Annotated in this window: 13 protein-coding genes; 10 read left to right on the top strand and 3 right to left on the bottom strand. The window is 61.1% G+C overall.

All coding sequences use genetic code 11. The features are described from left to right. The first annotated feature begins 125 nt into the window (after window positions 1-125). Together OC71_RS00335 and OC71_RS00340 are read left to right on the top strand one after the other, a co-directional pair. The gene (locus OC71_RS00335) at window positions 126-1,862 is read left to right on the top strand and encodes an IlvD/Edd family dehydratase (protein WP_027613081.1); all 1,737 of its coding nucleotides are present in this window, start codon (window positions 126-128) and stop codon (window positions 1,860-1,862) included. A gap of 186 nt (window positions 1,863-2,048) precedes the next feature. After that, the gene (locus OC71_RS00340; RefSeq protein ID WP_041062520.1) at window positions 2,049-2,768 is read left to right on the top strand and encodes a FadR/GntR family transcriptional regulator; all 720 of its coding nucleotides are present in this window, start codon (window positions 2,049-2,051) and stop codon (window positions 2,766-2,768) included. Window positions 2,769-3,073: 305 nt separating this feature from the next. Here OC71_RS00340 and OC71_RS00345 read toward each other — a convergent pair whose 3' ends face one another. Beyond that, entirely contained in the window at window positions 3,074-5,458 is a 2,385-nt protein-coding gene (locus OC71_RS00345) for an RND family transporter (protein ID WP_041062522.1), read from the bottom strand. Beyond that, on the bottom strand, window positions 5,455-6,498 hold the full coding sequence (locus OC71_RS00350; RefSeq protein ID WP_041062526.1) for a YCF48-related protein: 1,044 nt from the start codon (window positions 6,496-6,498) through the stop codon (window positions 5,455-5,457). The genes OC71_RS00345 and OC71_RS00350 overlap by 4 nt, the downstream gene beginning before the upstream one ends. A 449-nt stretch (window positions 6,499-6,947) precedes the next feature. Between OC71_RS00350 and OC71_RS00355 the strand changes: the two genes are divergently transcribed. From OC71_RS00355 to OC71_RS00385, 7 genes are all read left to right on the top strand, one after another. After that, the gene (locus OC71_RS00355) at window positions 6,948-7,538 is read left to right on the top strand and encodes an amino acid synthesis family protein (protein WP_007968626.1); all 591 of its coding nucleotides are present in this window, start codon (window positions 6,948-6,950) and stop codon (window positions 7,536-7,538) included. A gap of 31 nt (window positions 7,539-7,569) precedes the next feature. After that, window positions 7,570-8,403, top strand: coding sequence for an alpha/beta fold hydrolase (locus tag OC71_RS00360; RefSeq protein ID WP_041062533.1), 834 nt, complete (start codon window positions 7,570-7,572; stop codon window positions 8,401-8,403). Beyond that, window positions 8,400-9,881, top strand: coding sequence for an aldehyde dehydrogenase (locus OC71_RS00365; RefSeq protein ID WP_041062535.1), 1,482 nt, complete (start codon window positions 8,400-8,402; stop codon window positions 9,879-9,881). Before OC71_RS00360 ends, OC71_RS00365 begins: the two co-directional genes overlap by 4 nt. A 12-nt stretch (window positions 9,882-9,893) precedes the next feature. Continuing rightward, complete coding sequence (locus OC71_RS00370) at window positions 9,894-10,379, top strand: flavin reductase family protein (RefSeq protein ID WP_041062538.1); 486 nt, start codon at window positions 9,894-9,896, stop codon at window positions 10,377-10,379. A 131-nt stretch (window positions 10,380-10,510) separates the two neighbouring features. Then, window positions 10,511-10,900, top strand: a complete 390-nt coding sequence (locus OC71_RS00375) for a carboxymuconolactone decarboxylase family protein (protein WP_007968634.1) — start codon at window positions 10,511-10,513, stop codon at window positions 10,898-10,900. Between the two features lie 58 nt (window positions 10,901-10,958). Continuing rightward, window positions 10,959-11,711: a GntR family transcriptional regulator gene (locus OC71_RS00380; RefSeq protein WP_041062542.1), complete on the top strand. Its 753-nt coding sequence runs from the start codon at window positions 10,959-10,961 to the stop codon at window positions 11,709-11,711. A 1-nt stretch (window position 11,712) separates the two neighbouring features. Beyond that, a complete protein-coding gene (locus tag OC71_RS00385) occupies window positions 11,713-12,276 on the top strand; it encodes an NUDIX hydrolase (protein ID WP_041062549.1) in 564 nt (187 codons plus the stop codon). Window positions 12,277-12,377: 101 nt separating this feature from the next. Here the strand turns inward: OC71_RS00385 and OC71_RS00390 are convergent, their stop codons facing one another. After that, the gene (locus tag OC71_RS00390) at window positions 12,378-12,671 is read right to left on the bottom strand and encodes a DUF1330 domain-containing protein (protein WP_041062552.1); all 294 of its coding nucleotides are present in this window, start codon (window positions 12,669-12,671) and stop codon (window positions 12,378-12,380) included. 69 nt (window positions 12,672-12,740) lie between these two features. Here OC71_RS00390 and ribBA point away from each other — a divergent pair, with 69 nt between their 5' ends. Beyond that, a complete protein-coding gene (gene ribBA / locus OC71_RS00395) occupies window positions 12,741-13,850 on the top strand; it encodes a bifunctional 3,4-dihydroxy-2-butanone-4-phosphate synthase/GTP cyclohydrolase II (RefSeq protein WP_041062555.1) in 1,110 nt (369 codons plus the stop codon). The last annotated feature ends 320 nt before the right edge of the window (window positions 13,851-14,170 follow it).

The raw sequence follows: 14,170 nt of genomic DNA on the forward strand, positions 1-14,170 counted from the left end.
AATCCCTCCGTCGAAAACGACTATATAGTAATACTAATTACCCAACAACACTTCCAAAGCGGCGATTTTGCGCTTATGTTTAGCCATGACTCGCAAACAATAGTCTTACAATAAGAGAATCGATCATGTCTGAGAAGAAACCCACCCTGCGCTCCGCCCAATGGTTTGGCACGGCCGACAAGAACGGCTTCATGTACCGCAGCTGGATGAAGAATCAGGGCATCGCCGACCACCAGTTCCACGGCAAGCCGATCATCGGCATCTGCAATACCTGGTCGGAACTGACCCCGTGCAACGCGCATTTCCGCCAGATTGCGGAGCACGTCAAACGCGGGGTGATCGAGGCTGGCGGCTTTCCGGTGGAATTCCCGGTGTTCTCCAATGGCGAGTCGAACCTGCGCCCGACCGCAATGCTCACCCGCAACCTGGCAAGCATGGACGTCGAAGAAGCGATTCGCGGCAACCCGATTGACGGCGTGGTGCTGCTGACCGGCTGCGACAAAACCACCCCGGCGCTGCTGATGGGCGCGGCCAGTTGCGATGTGCCGGCGATCGTCGTCACCGGCGGGCCGATGCTCAACGGCAAGCACAAGGGCAAGGACATCGGCTCGGGCACCGTGGTCTGGCAGCTCAGCGAGCAGGTCAAGGCCGGCACCATCACCATCGACGACTTCCTTGCAGCCGAGGGCGGTATGTCACGCTCGGCGGGCACCTGCAACACTATGGGCACCGCGTCGACCATGGCTTGCATGGCCGAAGCACTGGGCACGTCGTTGCCGCACAACGCGGCGATTCCGGCAGTCGATGCGCGGCGTTACGTGTTGGCGCACATGTCCGGCATGCGCGCGGTGGAGATGGTGCGCGAAGACTTGCGCCTGTCGAAGATCCTGACCAAGGAAGCCTTTGAAAACGCCATTCGGGTCAACGCCGCTATTGGCGGATCGACCAACGCGGTGATCCACTTGAAAGCCATCGCCGGGCGCATCGGTGTCGAGCTGGATCTGGACGACTGGACGCGTATCGGGCGCGGCATGCCGACCATTGTCGACCTGCAACCGTCCGGGCGTTTCCTGATGGAGGAGTTCTACTACGCCGGAGGCTTGCCGGCGGTGCTGCGGCGTCTCGGCGAGGCTAATCTGATCCCCAATCCGAACGCGCTGACCGTCAACGGTAAATCGCTGGGCGAGAACACCAAGGACGCGCCGATCTATGGCGAGGACGAAGTGATCCGCACCCTCGACAATCCGATCCGCGCGGACGGCGGTATCTGCGTGTTACGCGGCAACCTGGCGCCGCTGGGAGCGGTACTCAAGCCGTCCGCCGCGACCCCGGAATTGATGCAGCATCGCGGTCGTGCGGTGGTCTTCGAGAACTTCGACATGTACAAGGCGCGGATCAACGACCCGGAGCTGGATGTCGATAAAGACTCGATTCTGGTGATGAAAAACTGCGGGCCGAAGGGTTATCCGGGCATGGCCGAGGTGGGCAACATGGGCTTGCCGGCCAAGCTGCTGGCCCAAGGCGTGACCGACATGGTACGCATCTCGGATGCACGGATGAGCGGCACGGCGTACGGCACCGTGGTTTTGCACGTTGCCCCGGAAGCCGCTGCCGGTGGGCCTTTGGCGGTGGTGCAGGAAGGCGACTGGATCGAGCTCGATTGCGCCAGCGGGCGTTTGCACCTGGACATTCCGGATGCCGAACTGGCGGCGCGCATGGCCGATCTGCAACCACCGCAGCAGCTACTGGTCGGCGGCTATCGTCAGCTGTACATCGACCATGTGCTGCAGGCGGATCAGGGCTGTGATTTCGACTTCCTGGTTGGCTGTCGTGGAGCGGAAGTCCCACGCCATTCCCACTAACACCGTCACCCCTGTGGGAGCTGGCTTGCCAGCGATTACGGTCTGCCAGCTGACATTCATGTTGACTGACACCCCGCCATCGCTGGCAAGCCAGCTCCCACATTTGCTTTGTGTATCCACCTCAAGATTGTCTGGTGCCTGCTATGATGCGCGGCATCTCCATCGCTCAGGATCGCGCCGTTCCCCATGGATTACCGCAAACCTTCCGACCGTAAAAGCATGCACTCGCGCATTGTCCAGGAACTGGGCATGCAGATCGTCTCCGGACGTTTTTTGCCCGACGACAAACTGCCCGCCGAAGCACTGCTGTGCGAGGAATACGCGGTCAGCCGCCCGGTGTTGCGCGAAGCCACGCGAGTGCTGGTGGCCAAGGGGCTGGTGTACTCCAAACCACGCGTCGGCACGGTGGTCAAGGCGCGCCGCGAATGGCACATGCTCGACCCGGACGTGCTGCACTGGCTGATGCAAAGCAGTCCGCAGAATGAATTCTTCAATGTGCTGACCAGCGTGCGCAGCATCATCGAACCGGCCGCTGCCGCCCTCGCCGCCCAGCACGCGACCGAGGCCGACATCGCCGCCATCGGCGAGGCCTATCAACGCATGGAAGCCGCGCCGACCCCGGAGGCCTTGCTGCAACCGGACCTGGACTTCCATAGCCGGATTGCCGATGCGACGCACAACGATTTGCTGGCGAACCTGTGCAACATGCTTTCGGTGGCGATTGCCGAGGCGTTGAAGCATTCCAACCAGCGACCGAATCTGCATGAGCTGGCGTTGCCACGGCACAAGGCGATTCTTACCGCGATCGAGAACCGCGATGCACTGGGTGCCCGCCACGCGACGCTGGTGCAGCTGGATGATGCGCGCAGTGCGTTGAGTGTTGTGCTTGGGGCGGATCTTTCGTAAGCCTTGAGACCGCTTGCCCTCACCCTAGCCCTCTCCTCGAGGGAGAGGGGACCGATCCGGGAATATTGACGACCTACACCGACGTGAACGATTTTCTTTGAATCCATAATCGGCTGGTATCTCAAATCTCATGATTTGCTGTGAATCCATAATCGATTCGGTATTTCCAGGTCGATGTATCAAGCCGCACACCTCGGTCAGTCCCCTCTCCCTCTGGGAGAGGGCTAGGGTGAGGGGCTTTTGATCTTGACTCATAAAAAAGCCGCAACCCTGAGGTTGCGGCTTTGTCGTTTCAGGCGTCCGGATCAGTGAGCAAACAGCGAGTTGCCCTTCTGCCCCGCCAGTTTCTCCGGCTTGATCAAGAACTTGGCCAGGGCCGGCAACAGCCACAGCGCACCGAACATGTTCCACAGCAACATGAAGGTCAGCATCAGGCCCATGTCGGCCTGGAACTTGATTGCCGAGAAGATCCAGGTGCACACGCCGATGGCCAGGCACAGGCCGGTGAACAGCACCGCTTTACCGGTGGATTTCAGGGTCTGGTAATAGGCTTCCTGCAACGGCAGACCGGCGCGCAGGAAACTCTCCAGACGGCTGTAGATGTAGATGCCGTAGTCCACGCCAATCCCCACGCCCAGTGCCACCACCGGCAGGGTCGCGACCTTGACGCCGATGCCCATGAACGCCATCAGTGCGTTGCCCAGCACCGAGGTCAGTACCAGCGGCAGGACGATGCACAGCGTCGCCGCCCATGAACGGAAGGTGATCATGCACATCACTGCGACGCAGATGTACACCAGAATCAGGATGGTCAGCTCGGCCTGTTTGATCACCTCGTTGGTGGCTGCCTCGATCCCGGCGTTACCGGCGGCGAGGATGAATTCCAGACCGTCCTTGTTGTTGGCCTTGGCGAATTCCTGCACCGCATGCACCGCGCGGTCGAGGGTTTCGGCCTTGTGGTCGTTGAGGAAAATCAAAACTGGCGCCAGCGAACAGCTGTTGTTGTACAGGCCGTCGGCGCGGGCGATCGAGTTGTTCAGCACGTCCGGGTTGCGCGACAGGGTTTCCCATTTCAGGTTGCCCTCGTTCATGCCCTTGATCATCTGCTTGGATACGGTCACCAGCGAGATCGCCGACTGCACGCCCTCGGTGTTCTGCATCTTCCACATCAGTTCGTCGATCGGCGCCATCGCTTCGTAGCGCGAGCAACCTTCAGTGGCGGTCTTGACCATCACCACCAGCACGTCGGAACTGGTGGAATAGTTGTTGATGATGAAGTTGTTGTCCTTGTTGTAGCGCGAGTCCGGACGCAGCTCCGGCGCGCCCTGGTCGAGGTCGCCGATCTTCAGGTTCTGGCTGTACCAGAGGCCGCCGCCGAAGGCGAGCAGCGCCAGAGCAATCGAAACCGGGGCAACTTTCGGGCTGGCGAAATTCGACAGCAGGCGCCAGAACGGATGTTCGCGATTCGCGTCCTTCTTGCTCTTGGCAATCGCACGCTTGCTGATGCCGACATAGGAAATCGCCACCGGCAGCAGAATCAGGTTGGTGAACACGATGACCGCCACGCCGATGGACGCGCCGATCGCCAGTTCGCGGATCACCCCGATATCAATGATCAGCAGGGTGATGAAGCCCACGGCGTCAGCGAGAATCGCGATCATCCCCGGCAGGAACAGTTGCCGGAAGGTGCGCCGCGCGGCAGTCAGGGCGTTGTCCGCTTCACTCGATTGCAGGGCGATACCGTTGATCTTCTGCACGCCGTGGGAAATGCCGATGGCGAAAATCAGGAACGGCACCAGCATCGAATACGGATCCAGCCCGAAACCGAAGAAGTGCATCAGCCCGAGTTGCCAGACCACCGCCACCAGCGTGGTGCTCAACACCGCAATGGTGCTGCGCAGGCAGTTGGTGAACCACAGCAGCAGAATCAGGGTGATGACGAAAGCGATGCCGAAGAACATCACCACCATCACCAGGCCGTCGATCAGGTCTCCGACCTTCTTGGCGAAGCCAACGATGTGGATCTTGACGTTGGGGTTCTGCGCTTCGAACTTGTTGCGGATCTTGTCTTCGAGCTCATGGGAGAACTGGCGGTAGTCCAGCGCCAGCAGCTTGCCCTGATCCTGCGGGTCCGGGTAGGACTCCAGCAGCGGGATATCGACGATGCTCGATTTGAAGTCGTTGGCCACCAGGCGCCCGACCTGCCCTGACTTGAGCACGTTGTTGCGCAACATGTCGAGGCTGTCCGGCGAGCCGTCGTAGCTCTGCGGAATCACTTCCCCGCCGGCAAAGCCCTCTTCGGTCACTTCGGTCCAGCGTACGCTCGGACTCCACAGCGATTTGAGGCCGGAACGGTCGACGCCGGAGATGTAGAACACCTCGTCGTTGATCTGGCGCAGGGTCTCCATGTATTCCTTGGAGAAGATGTCGCCGTCTTTGGCTTCCACCGAAATCCGTACGGTGTTGCCCAGGTTCGCCAGATCGTTGCGGTGCTCCATCATCTTCTCGATGAACGGATGCTTGAGCGGGATCATTTTTTCGAAACTGGTGGAGGGGCGAATCAGCGTGGCCTGCCAGAACAGGAAGACGCTGACCACCAGGCAGATCAGGATCACCGCCGGGCGGTTGTTGAAAATCAGACGTTCGAGGAACGTCGCCTTGTCCTGATGATGAGTGCTCAAGGAAGTCATAGCCCCGCCTTCTTATTATTGATGTCGGCGCCGTTGGGCTGCGTGGTGTGCACGCCGCCCTGCCCGGTCAGAATCAGATTGCCGTCGCCGGCCGCTGTCACCGAGGACAGCGAAATGCGGTCCGGGCGGTTGAACACGCTGAAGGTTTCGCCGTTGTCGCTGCTGCTGATCACCGAGCCGCCGTTGCCGACGATCACGATCGAGCCGTCGGCGAGCAGCGTGGCGCCGGACAGACCGAACTCCAGCGCACCACGCGCGGCTTTGAGTTCGACCTGCTGCCAGGTGCTGCCGAAATCGCTGGAACGATAGAGGTTGCCGCGCAGGCCGTAGGCCAACAAGGTCTGCGCCTGGGCGGTGCCGATCACGCCGAACAGCGAGCCTTGATATGGGCCCTGGAGTTTTTCCCAGGTCTGGCCCCAGTCCGGGGAGCGGAACATGCTGCCCTGCTCGCCGACGATGAACAGCCCGGCGTCCTTGACCGCCGAGATGGCGTTGAGGTGGAACTGGTCCTGGTTGTCGAGGCGGTCGCTGACGTCCTGCCAGTTCTTGCCGCCATCGGTGGTTTCCAGCAAGGCACCGTAGGCGCCTACGGCGACGCCGTGGTTGACGTCCTGGAACCAGACGTCGAGCAGCGGTGCTTCGCGCTTGAGGTCTTCGAACTGTTTGCTCCAGGTCAGGCCGCCGTCAGCGCTGGCGAGGATCTGCGCGTCGTGGCCGACCGCCCAGCCGTGCTTGTCGTCGGCGAAATACACCGCCGTCAGCAGTTGCCGGGTCGGAACCTTAGCCTGGGTCCAGGTCTTGCCTTGGTCATCGGAATAGAGAATGTGCCCACGATCACCCACCGCCACCAACCGGGTGCCGGCGTGGACAACATCGAGTATCAGGCTTTTGGCGGCTTTGGCCGATTCGGTGGAGTACACCCCGTCGGCGGGCGCTTCGGCGGCCAGAACGGGTGCCGACAAGGCAGCACAGCCCAGCAGTGTGAGTGCTGTGGCCAGCAACGCGGTGTTGCGTAACGCCGGCGGGCGGCAACGACTCATAGACCTTCCCCTATTTATTATTGTTAGGCCATTGGGCCTTAGGGCGCCGCAAGGGTGCTCGTGGTGACTGATGGGTCACAAGCATAGCCGTGAAACCCGCAGTCCAGAGCGCCTTGGGAAGCTGGCTCATCCTATCGGGCTTTGGAAACGTCTGACAATCGGCGCCACGTTATCTTTTGTTAACCAAATGACCCCGACACAACCCCCTGTAGGAGCTGCGGCACGCTGCGATCTTTTGATCCGGGTTTTTAAAAACAAGATCAAAAGATCGCAGCGTGCCGCAGCTCCTACATCGATATCGCGTCGTGGCGGATTGATGAGGATGGCAGGCGAATACACCGCCATTCGCCGGATCGATGCGGCAAATCTTGCGTGGGGGACTTGCGCGATCGGTATTATGGTATACCATCAGACGCACAGACACTCTCAATTCCCCTACGGAGCAGCTCATGAGTTTCGAAATTCGCAAGATCGTCAGCTATGTCGAAGAAACCTTCATCGAAGGCGGCAAGGCCACTGACAAGCCAGTGACCATGGTTGGCCTGGCCGTGGTGATGAAGAACCCGTGGGTCGGCAACGGCTTCGTCGAGGACCTGAAACCGCAAATCCGCGCCAACTGCTCCGACCTCGGCGCAATGATGGTCGAGCGTCTGGTGGGCATCATCGGCGGTGCCGAGAAGATCGAGGCTTACGGTAAAGCCGCAGTGGTCGGCGCCGACGGCGAAATCGAACACGCCTCGGCGGTGATCCACACCCTGCGCTTCGGCAATCACTACCGCGAAGCGGTCAAGGCCAAGAGCTACCTGAGCTTCACCAACAAGCGCGGCGGCCCGGGCACGTCGATCCAGATCCCGATGATGCACAAGGACGACGAAGGTCTGCGCTCGCACTACATCACCCTGGAAATGCAGATCGAAGACGCGCCGCGTGCCGACGAAATCGTCGTGGTGCTCGGTTGCGCCGACGGTGGTCGCCTGCACCCGCGCATCGGCAACCGCTACATCGATCTGGAAGAACTGGCCGCCGAAAAAGCCCAGTAATCACAATAAAAAGGCATTGCAGGAGCGCTCCATGATTCGGCTCACCGCTGAACTCACCCCGGCTGGCACCAGTTACCTGGCGACCGGCCAAGGCCAGCCCGTGGTCTTGATCCACGGCGTGGGCCTGAATAAAGAAATGTGGGGCGGCCAGATCGTTGGCCTGTCTGCCCAATACCAGGTGATCGCCTACGACATGCTCGGCCATGGCGCCAGCCCGCGCCCGGCCAGCGGCACCGGCCTGCTCGGTTATGCCGATCAGTTGCTGGAACTGCTCGATCACTTGAATCTGCCCCAGGCAGCGGTGATCGGTTTCTCCATGGGTGGCCTGGTAGCGCGGGCGTTTGCCCTGCATTACCCGGAGCGCCTGCAAAGCCTGGTGGTGCTCAACAGCGTGTTCAACCGCAGCGAAGAACAACGCGCCGGGGTCATCGCCCGCACCGCGCAGGCCGCCGAACACGGGCCGGACGCCAATGCCGAAGCGGCGCTGTCGCGCTGGTTCAGCCGCGAATATCAGGCGGCGAACCCGGCGCAGATCGCGGCCATTCGTCAGACCCTGGCCGGCAACGACCCGCAGGGTTATCTGACTACCTATGAATTGTTCGCCACTCAGGACATGTACCGCGCCGACGACCTCGGCAGTATTCAGGCGCCGACGCTGATCGCCACCGGCGAATTGGACCCCGGTTCCACCCCGGAAATGGCCGAGCAACTGGCCCGGCGCATCCCCGGTGCGAAGGTTGCGGTACTGCCCGAGCAACGGCATATGATGCCGGTAGAGTCGCCGCGCCTGGTCAACCAGACGTTGCTGGAATTTCTCGACTACGCACACGCCCGACAAAACCCTATAAAGGGGATCGTTGCATGACACTCCAACGCTTCCAGATGTGCATCGGCGGAGAATGGGTCGACGCCCTCTCCGGCAAGACTTTCGAAAGCCTCAACCCGGCCAGCGCGCAAGCCTGGGCCGAACTGCCTGACGCCGATGAAGCCGATGTCGAACGCGCCGTGCAAGCGGCGCAGACTGCCTTCGACAGCCCGGCCTGGCGCGGCCTCACCGCCACCGCCCGCGGCAAACTGCTGCGGCGTCTCGGTGACCTGATCGCGGAAAACAAGGAACAACTGGCGCAGCTGGAAAGCCGCGACAACGGCAAGCTGATCCGCGAAACCCGTGGTCAGGTCGGTTATCTGCCGGAGTTCTTCCACTACACCGCAGGTCTGGCCGACAAGCTCGAAGGCGGTACGTTGCCGCTGGACAAGCCCGACCTGTTTGCCTACACCGTGCACGAAGCGATGGGTGTGGTTGCCGCGATCATTCCCTGGAATAGCCCGCTGTACCTGACCGCGATCAAACTGGCGCCGGCCCTCGCCGCCGGCAACACCATCGTGATCAAGCCGTCCGAGCACGCTTCGGCAACCATCCTTGAGCTGGCACGTCTGGCCCTCGAAGCCGGAGTTCCGCCGGGCGTGGTCAACGTCGTCACCGGTTACGGCCCGAGCACCGGCGCCGCCCTCACCCGCCATCCGCTGATCCGCAAGATCGCCTTCACCGGCGGCGCGGCCACGGCCCGGCATGTGGTGCGCAGCAGCGCCGAGAACTTCGCCAAGCTGTCGCTGGAACTCGGCGGCAAATCGCCGAACATCATCTTCGCCGACGCCGATCTGGACAGCGCGATCAACGGCGCCATCGCCGGGATCTACGCCGCCTCGGGCCAGAGCTGCGTGTCCGGTTCGCGCCTGCTGGTGCAGGACGAAATCTATGACGAGTTCGTCAACCGCCTGGTGGAACGCGCCCAGCGCATCCGCATCGGCAACCCGCAGGAAGACCACAGCGAAATGGGCCCGATGGCCACCGCGCAGCAATTGGCGGTGGTCGAAGGTCTGGTGGCTGACGCTATTGCTGAAGGCGCGCGGTTGCGCACCGGCGGCAAGCGTCCGGCCGACCTCGGTGACGGCTGGTTCTACGAGCCGACGCTGTTCGAGTGCGACCGCAACTCGATGAAGATCATGCAAGAAGAAGTCTTCGGCCCGGTGGCATCGGTGATTCGCTTCAAGGATGAAGCCGAGGCGCTGGCGATTGCCAACGACTCGCAGTTCGGCCTTGCCGCCGGCATCTGGACCCGCGATCTGGGCCGCGCCCATCGTCTGGCCCGGGACGTGCGCTCAGGGATCATCTGGGTCAACACCTACCGCGCGGTATCGGCCATGGCGCCAATTGGCGGTTTCAAGAACAGTGGCTATGGACGCGAAAGCGGCATCGATTCGGTGCTGGCCTACACCGAACTGAAAACGGTGTGGATCAATCTCTCTCAGGCCCCGATGCCTGACCCGTTTGTGATGCGCTAGGAGTCCTGCGACATGATCGAACCCGGCATTTACAAAGACGTCATGAGCTCGTTTCCGTCCGGGGTCACGGTGGTCACCACCCTCGACCCGGATGGCGCCATCGTCGGCATCACCGCCAGCGCCTTCAGTGCGCTGTCGATTGACCCGGCGCTGGTGCTGTTCTGCCCCAACTACGCCTCCGACACCTACCCGGTGCTGCGCGACAGCCAGAAATTCGCGATCCATTTGCTGTCCGCCGAGCAGACCGCCGAGGCCTACGCCTTCGCCGGCAAAGGCAAGGACAAGGCCAAAGGCATCGAGTGGCACTTGAGCGAACTGGGTAACCCGATCCTCGCCAAGGCCACGGCGATCATCGAGTGCGAGTTGTGGCGTGAATACGACGGTGGTGATCACGCGATCATTGTCGGCGCGGTGAAGAACCTGATCCTGCCCGAGCAACCGGTGACGCCGATGATTTATCACAAAGGCAAGCTCGGGCCGTTGCCGACCCTTGCTTGAAAGAACAATGCAAAACCCTGTGGGAGCTGGCTTGCCAGCGATGACGTCGGAACATTCAACATCAATGCTGACTGAACCACCGCTATCGCTGGCAAGCCAGCTCCCACCGGGATTGAGGTGAGCCGAAGAATATGAGTAACGAAAAATACGAAAAAGGCCTGAAGATCCGCACCCAAGTGCTGGGCGAAGCCTACGTGCAACGCTCGATCGAGAACGCCGACGACTTCACCCGCCCACTGCAGGAAATGGTCACCGAATACTGCTGGGGCCACGTCTGGGGCCGTGAGGGTTTGTCGCTCAAGGAGCGCAGCATGATCAACCTGGCGATGATCTCGGCGCTCAACCGCCCGCACGAACTCAAGCTGCATGTGCGCGGCGCCTTGCGTAACGGCCTGAGTCGTGAGCAAATACGCGAAATTCTGCTTCAGGTCGGTATTTATTGCGGCGTCCCGGCAGCCGTGGACAGTTTCCGGCTCGCCCGTGAAGCCTTCGCCGAAGCCGACGCCGAGGCCTCCAGTTAACCCCTCGGCTGTTTAGATGCCCGTCTGGCATGGACAGCCAACTTAAAGAGCGGACCCCATGAAACGCCAGCCACTCGACGACAGCTTCAAGGTCAATCGCAACCCCGTTACCCTGCGCGAAATCGTGCTGGACAAACTGCGTAGCGCGATCATGAATTTCCAGCTCATGCCCGGCGATCGTCTGGTTGAGCGCGATCTGTGCGATCGCCTCGGTGTCAGTCGCACGTCGGTGCGTGAAGCCTTGCGTCACCTGGAGTCCGAAGGCCTGGTCGAATTCGCCGATGCCAAAGGCCCGCGCGTAGCGATCATCACCCTCGCCGATGCAGTCGACATCTATGAACTGCGCTGCGTGCTCGAAGGCCTGATCGTCCAGCTGTTCACCCTGCGCGCCAAGGCCAAGGACATCAAGGCCCTGGAAAAAGCCCTCGACGAGAACCGCAAGGCACTAAAGGACGGCGAACTGCAACAGGTGATCGACTCGGTGCAGGGCTTCTACGACGTATTGCTGGAAGGCTCGGGCAACCATGTTGCGGCCACGCAGTTGCGCCAGTTGCAGGCGCGCATCAGCTACCTGCGGGCGACCTCGGTGTCCCAGGAAAACCGGCGCGGCGCGAGTAATCACGAAATGGAAAAAATGGTCGAGGCGATCAAGAGCGGTGATCCGCTGGCGGCGCATCAGGCCTGCGTCGATCACGTGCGTGCGGCGGCTGCCGTGGCCCTCGATTATCTGAAGCGCAAACAGGAAGAGACCGGCGCCACGCCGGCGATCACCCTGCCCATCGCGCTGAAAGAACCGCGCATAGGTCACTGACATGTTCAGCCCGAGCTTTTGCCCGAAATGCGGTGGCCCTGACCTCGGTCAGCAAGTTCCGCCGGGCGATACGCACGAGCGCCTGATGTGCCGCGGCTGCGGCTACATCCACTATGTGAACCCGAAAATCATCGCCGGCTGCATCATCGAGCAGGACGGCAAATACCTGTTGTGCCAAAGGGCGATCCCGCCGCGCCCCGGCACCTGGACGCTGCCCGCCGGCTTCATGGAAAGCGGCGAAACCACCGAGCAGGCGGCGCTGCGCGAAGTCTGGGAAGAAAGCGGCGTACGCGCGGAAATCGTCTCGCCGTATTCGATCTTCAGCGTGCCGAAAATCAGCGAGGTATACATCATCTTCCGCGCGATCGCGCTGGAAATCACCGGGCAGTACGGGCCCGAGACTCTCGACTACAAGTTCTTTGCCCCTGAAGACATTCCGTGGGAGCAGATCTATTACCCGGCGATCCGGCAGATCCTCGAGCGTTACATCGAGGAGCGTCAGGCCGGGGTGTATGGGATCTACATGGGTAATGATGACAGCGGCAAGATCCACTTTATCCGCTGATACCTGACCCCTGTAGGAGCTGCCGCAGGCTGCGATCTTTTGACTTTGATTTTAAAAAAACAAGATCAAAAGATCGCAGCCTGCGGCAGCTCCTACAATGGCTAGGGTGCCAGACCTTCGACGATAACGATCTCCGCCCGCGCCCATTCCTCGCGATAATGTTTCGCTTCCTGATACACCGCCGAGTGGTAGCACGCCAGCGCCTGCTCGTAGCTCTCGAACTCGATCACCACGCTACGCTGAGGCGTAGCCCTGCCCTCCAGCGCTTCGCTGCGCCCGCCACGCGCTAAAAACTTCGCGCCGAATTCGGCGAACGCTTTCGGCGCGCGCTGGGTGTATTGGCTGTAGTGCTCGGCATCGTCGACATCCACGTGAGCAATCCAGTACGCCTTCATAGTGACCTCATTGTTGATTTTGTATTATGGTATACCAATATTATTTGCAACCAACCCTGAGAGTCCAGCATGGCCTTCAACAGCATCGAAGAAATCCTCGAAGATTATCGCCTCGGCAAAATGGTCTTGCTGGTCGATGACGAAGATCGGGAAAACGAAGGCGACCTGCTGCTGGCCGCCGACTGCTGCACACCCGAGGCGATCAGCTTCATGGCCCGTGAAGCACGCGGTTTGATCTGCCTGACGCTGACTGACGAACACTGCCAGCGCCTGGGCCTTGAGCAGATGGTCCCGAGCAATGGCAGCGTGTTCAGCACCGCGTTCACCGTGTCGATTGAAGCAGCGGTCGGCGTCACCACTGGCATTTCTGCGGCTGATCGCGCGCGCACGGTCGCGGCCGCTGTGGCGAAAGACGCCCGCGCTGAAGACCTGGTGCAACCCGGCCATATCTTTCCGCTGCGCGCCAAGGAAGGCGGCGTACTGACCCGCGCCGGCCACACCGAGGCCGGTTGCGATCTGGCGCGCCTCGCCGGTTTTACCCCGGCCTCGGTGATCGTCGAGGTGATGAACGACGACGGCACCATGGCCCGCCGCCCGGATCTGGAAGTGTTCGCGCGCAAGCACGGGATCAGGATCGGCACCATCGCCGACCTGATCCACTATCGCCTGAGCACCGAGCACACCATCGAACGCATCGGTGAGCGTGAGCTGCCGACGGTGCATGGCACCTTCCGCCTCATCACCTTCGAAGACCGCATCGAGGGTGGCGTGCACATGGCGATGGTCATGGGCGATCTGCGCCGCGAAGAGCCGACGCTGGTGCGCGTGCATGTGATCGATCCTCTGCGTGATCTGGTCGGCGCCGAGTACAGCGGGCCGAGCAACTGGACGCTGTGGGCGGCGCTGCAACGGGTCGCGGCGGAAGGTCATGGGGTTGTGGTGGTATTGGCCAATCATGAATCGTCACAGGCGCTGCTTGAGCGCGTACCGCAACTGACTCAGCCGCCACGGCAGTTCAGTCGCTCGCAATCGCGGATTTATTCGGAGGTCGGCACCGGGGCGCAGATTCTGCAGAACCTCGGCGTCGGCAAACTGCGCCATCTTGGGCCGCCGCTGAAGTATGCGGGGCTGACCGGGTATGACCTGGAGGTGGTGGAGAGCATTCCGTTCAGCGAATAACTCCCAGACACAGGTGATTTCCTGTGGCGAGGGAGCTTGCTCCCGCTGGACTGCGCAGCAGGCCTCAGCTTTTCAGAGAAGCGAGGGTCGCTTCGCAACCCAGCGGGAGCAAGCTCCCTCGCCACAATTTTCCATCTGTCACAAAACTTCCAGCGGTAAAAAACACATTCCCCAGATAACCGGTAAGGCAAAGTGCTTGCACAAAGTTTGGAATACCATAATATGATATTCCATAGACCGGACGACCTGAAAAACCGTCCAGCTACTGCTCCCGACAGGCGGGCAACAACGCAAGCCCGCTCAAAAACACAACAATGAGG

Origin of the sequence: Pseudomonas sp. W15Feb9B, assembly GCF_000828175.1 — a bacterium.
Classification (GTDB): domain Bacteria; phylum Pseudomonadota; class Gammaproteobacteria; order Pseudomonadales; family Pseudomonadaceae; genus Aquipseudomonas; species Aquipseudomonas parakoreensis.

Excerpts from the sequence above, each read along its gene's own strand:
- OC71_RS00335 (WP_027613081.1), top strand. The coding sequence starts at position 126 with ATGTCTGAGAAGAAACCCACCCTGCGCTCCGCCCAATGGTTTGGCACG.
- OC71_RS00340 (WP_041062520.1), top strand. The coding sequence starts at position 2,049 with ATGGATTACCGCAAACCTTCCGACCGTAAAAGCATGCACTCGCGCATT.
- OC71_RS00345 (WP_041062522.1), bottom strand. The coding sequence starts at position 5,458 with ATGACTTCCTTGAGCACTCATCATCAGGACAAGGCGACGTTCCTCGAA.
- OC71_RS00350 (WP_041062526.1), bottom strand. The coding sequence starts at position 6,498 with ATGAGTCGTTGCCGCCCGCCGGCGTTACGCAACACCGCGTTGCTGGCC.
- OC71_RS00355 (WP_007968626.1), top strand. The coding sequence starts at position 6,948 with ATGAGTTTCGAAATTCGCAAGATCGTCAGCTATGTCGAAGAAACCTTC.
- OC71_RS00360 (WP_041062533.1), top strand. The coding sequence starts at position 7,570 with ATGATTCGGCTCACCGCTGAACTCACCCCGGCTGGCACCAGTTACCTG.
- OC71_RS00365 (WP_041062535.1), top strand. The coding sequence starts at position 8,400 with ATGACACTCCAACGCTTCCAGATGTGCATCGGCGGAGAATGGGTCGAC.
- OC71_RS00370 (WP_041062538.1), top strand. The coding sequence starts at position 9,894 with ATGATCGAACCCGGCATTTACAAAGACGTCATGAGCTCGTTTCCGTCC.
- OC71_RS00375 (WP_007968634.1), top strand. The coding sequence starts at position 10,511 with ATGAGTAACGAAAAATACGAAAAAGGCCTGAAGATCCGCACCCAAGTG.
- OC71_RS00380 (WP_041062542.1), top strand. The coding sequence starts at position 10,959 with ATGAAACGCCAGCCACTCGACGACAGCTTCAAGGTCAATCGCAACCCC.
- OC71_RS00385 (WP_041062549.1), top strand. The coding sequence starts at position 11,713 with ATGTTCAGCCCGAGCTTTTGCCCGAAATGCGGTGGCCCTGACCTCGGT.
- OC71_RS00390 (WP_041062552.1), bottom strand. The coding sequence starts at position 12,671 with ATGAAGGCGTACTGGATTGCTCACGTGGATGTCGACGATGCCGAGCAC.
- ribBA (WP_041062555.1), top strand. The coding sequence starts at position 12,741 with ATGGCCTTCAACAGCATCGAAGAAATCCTCGAAGATTATCGCCTCGGC.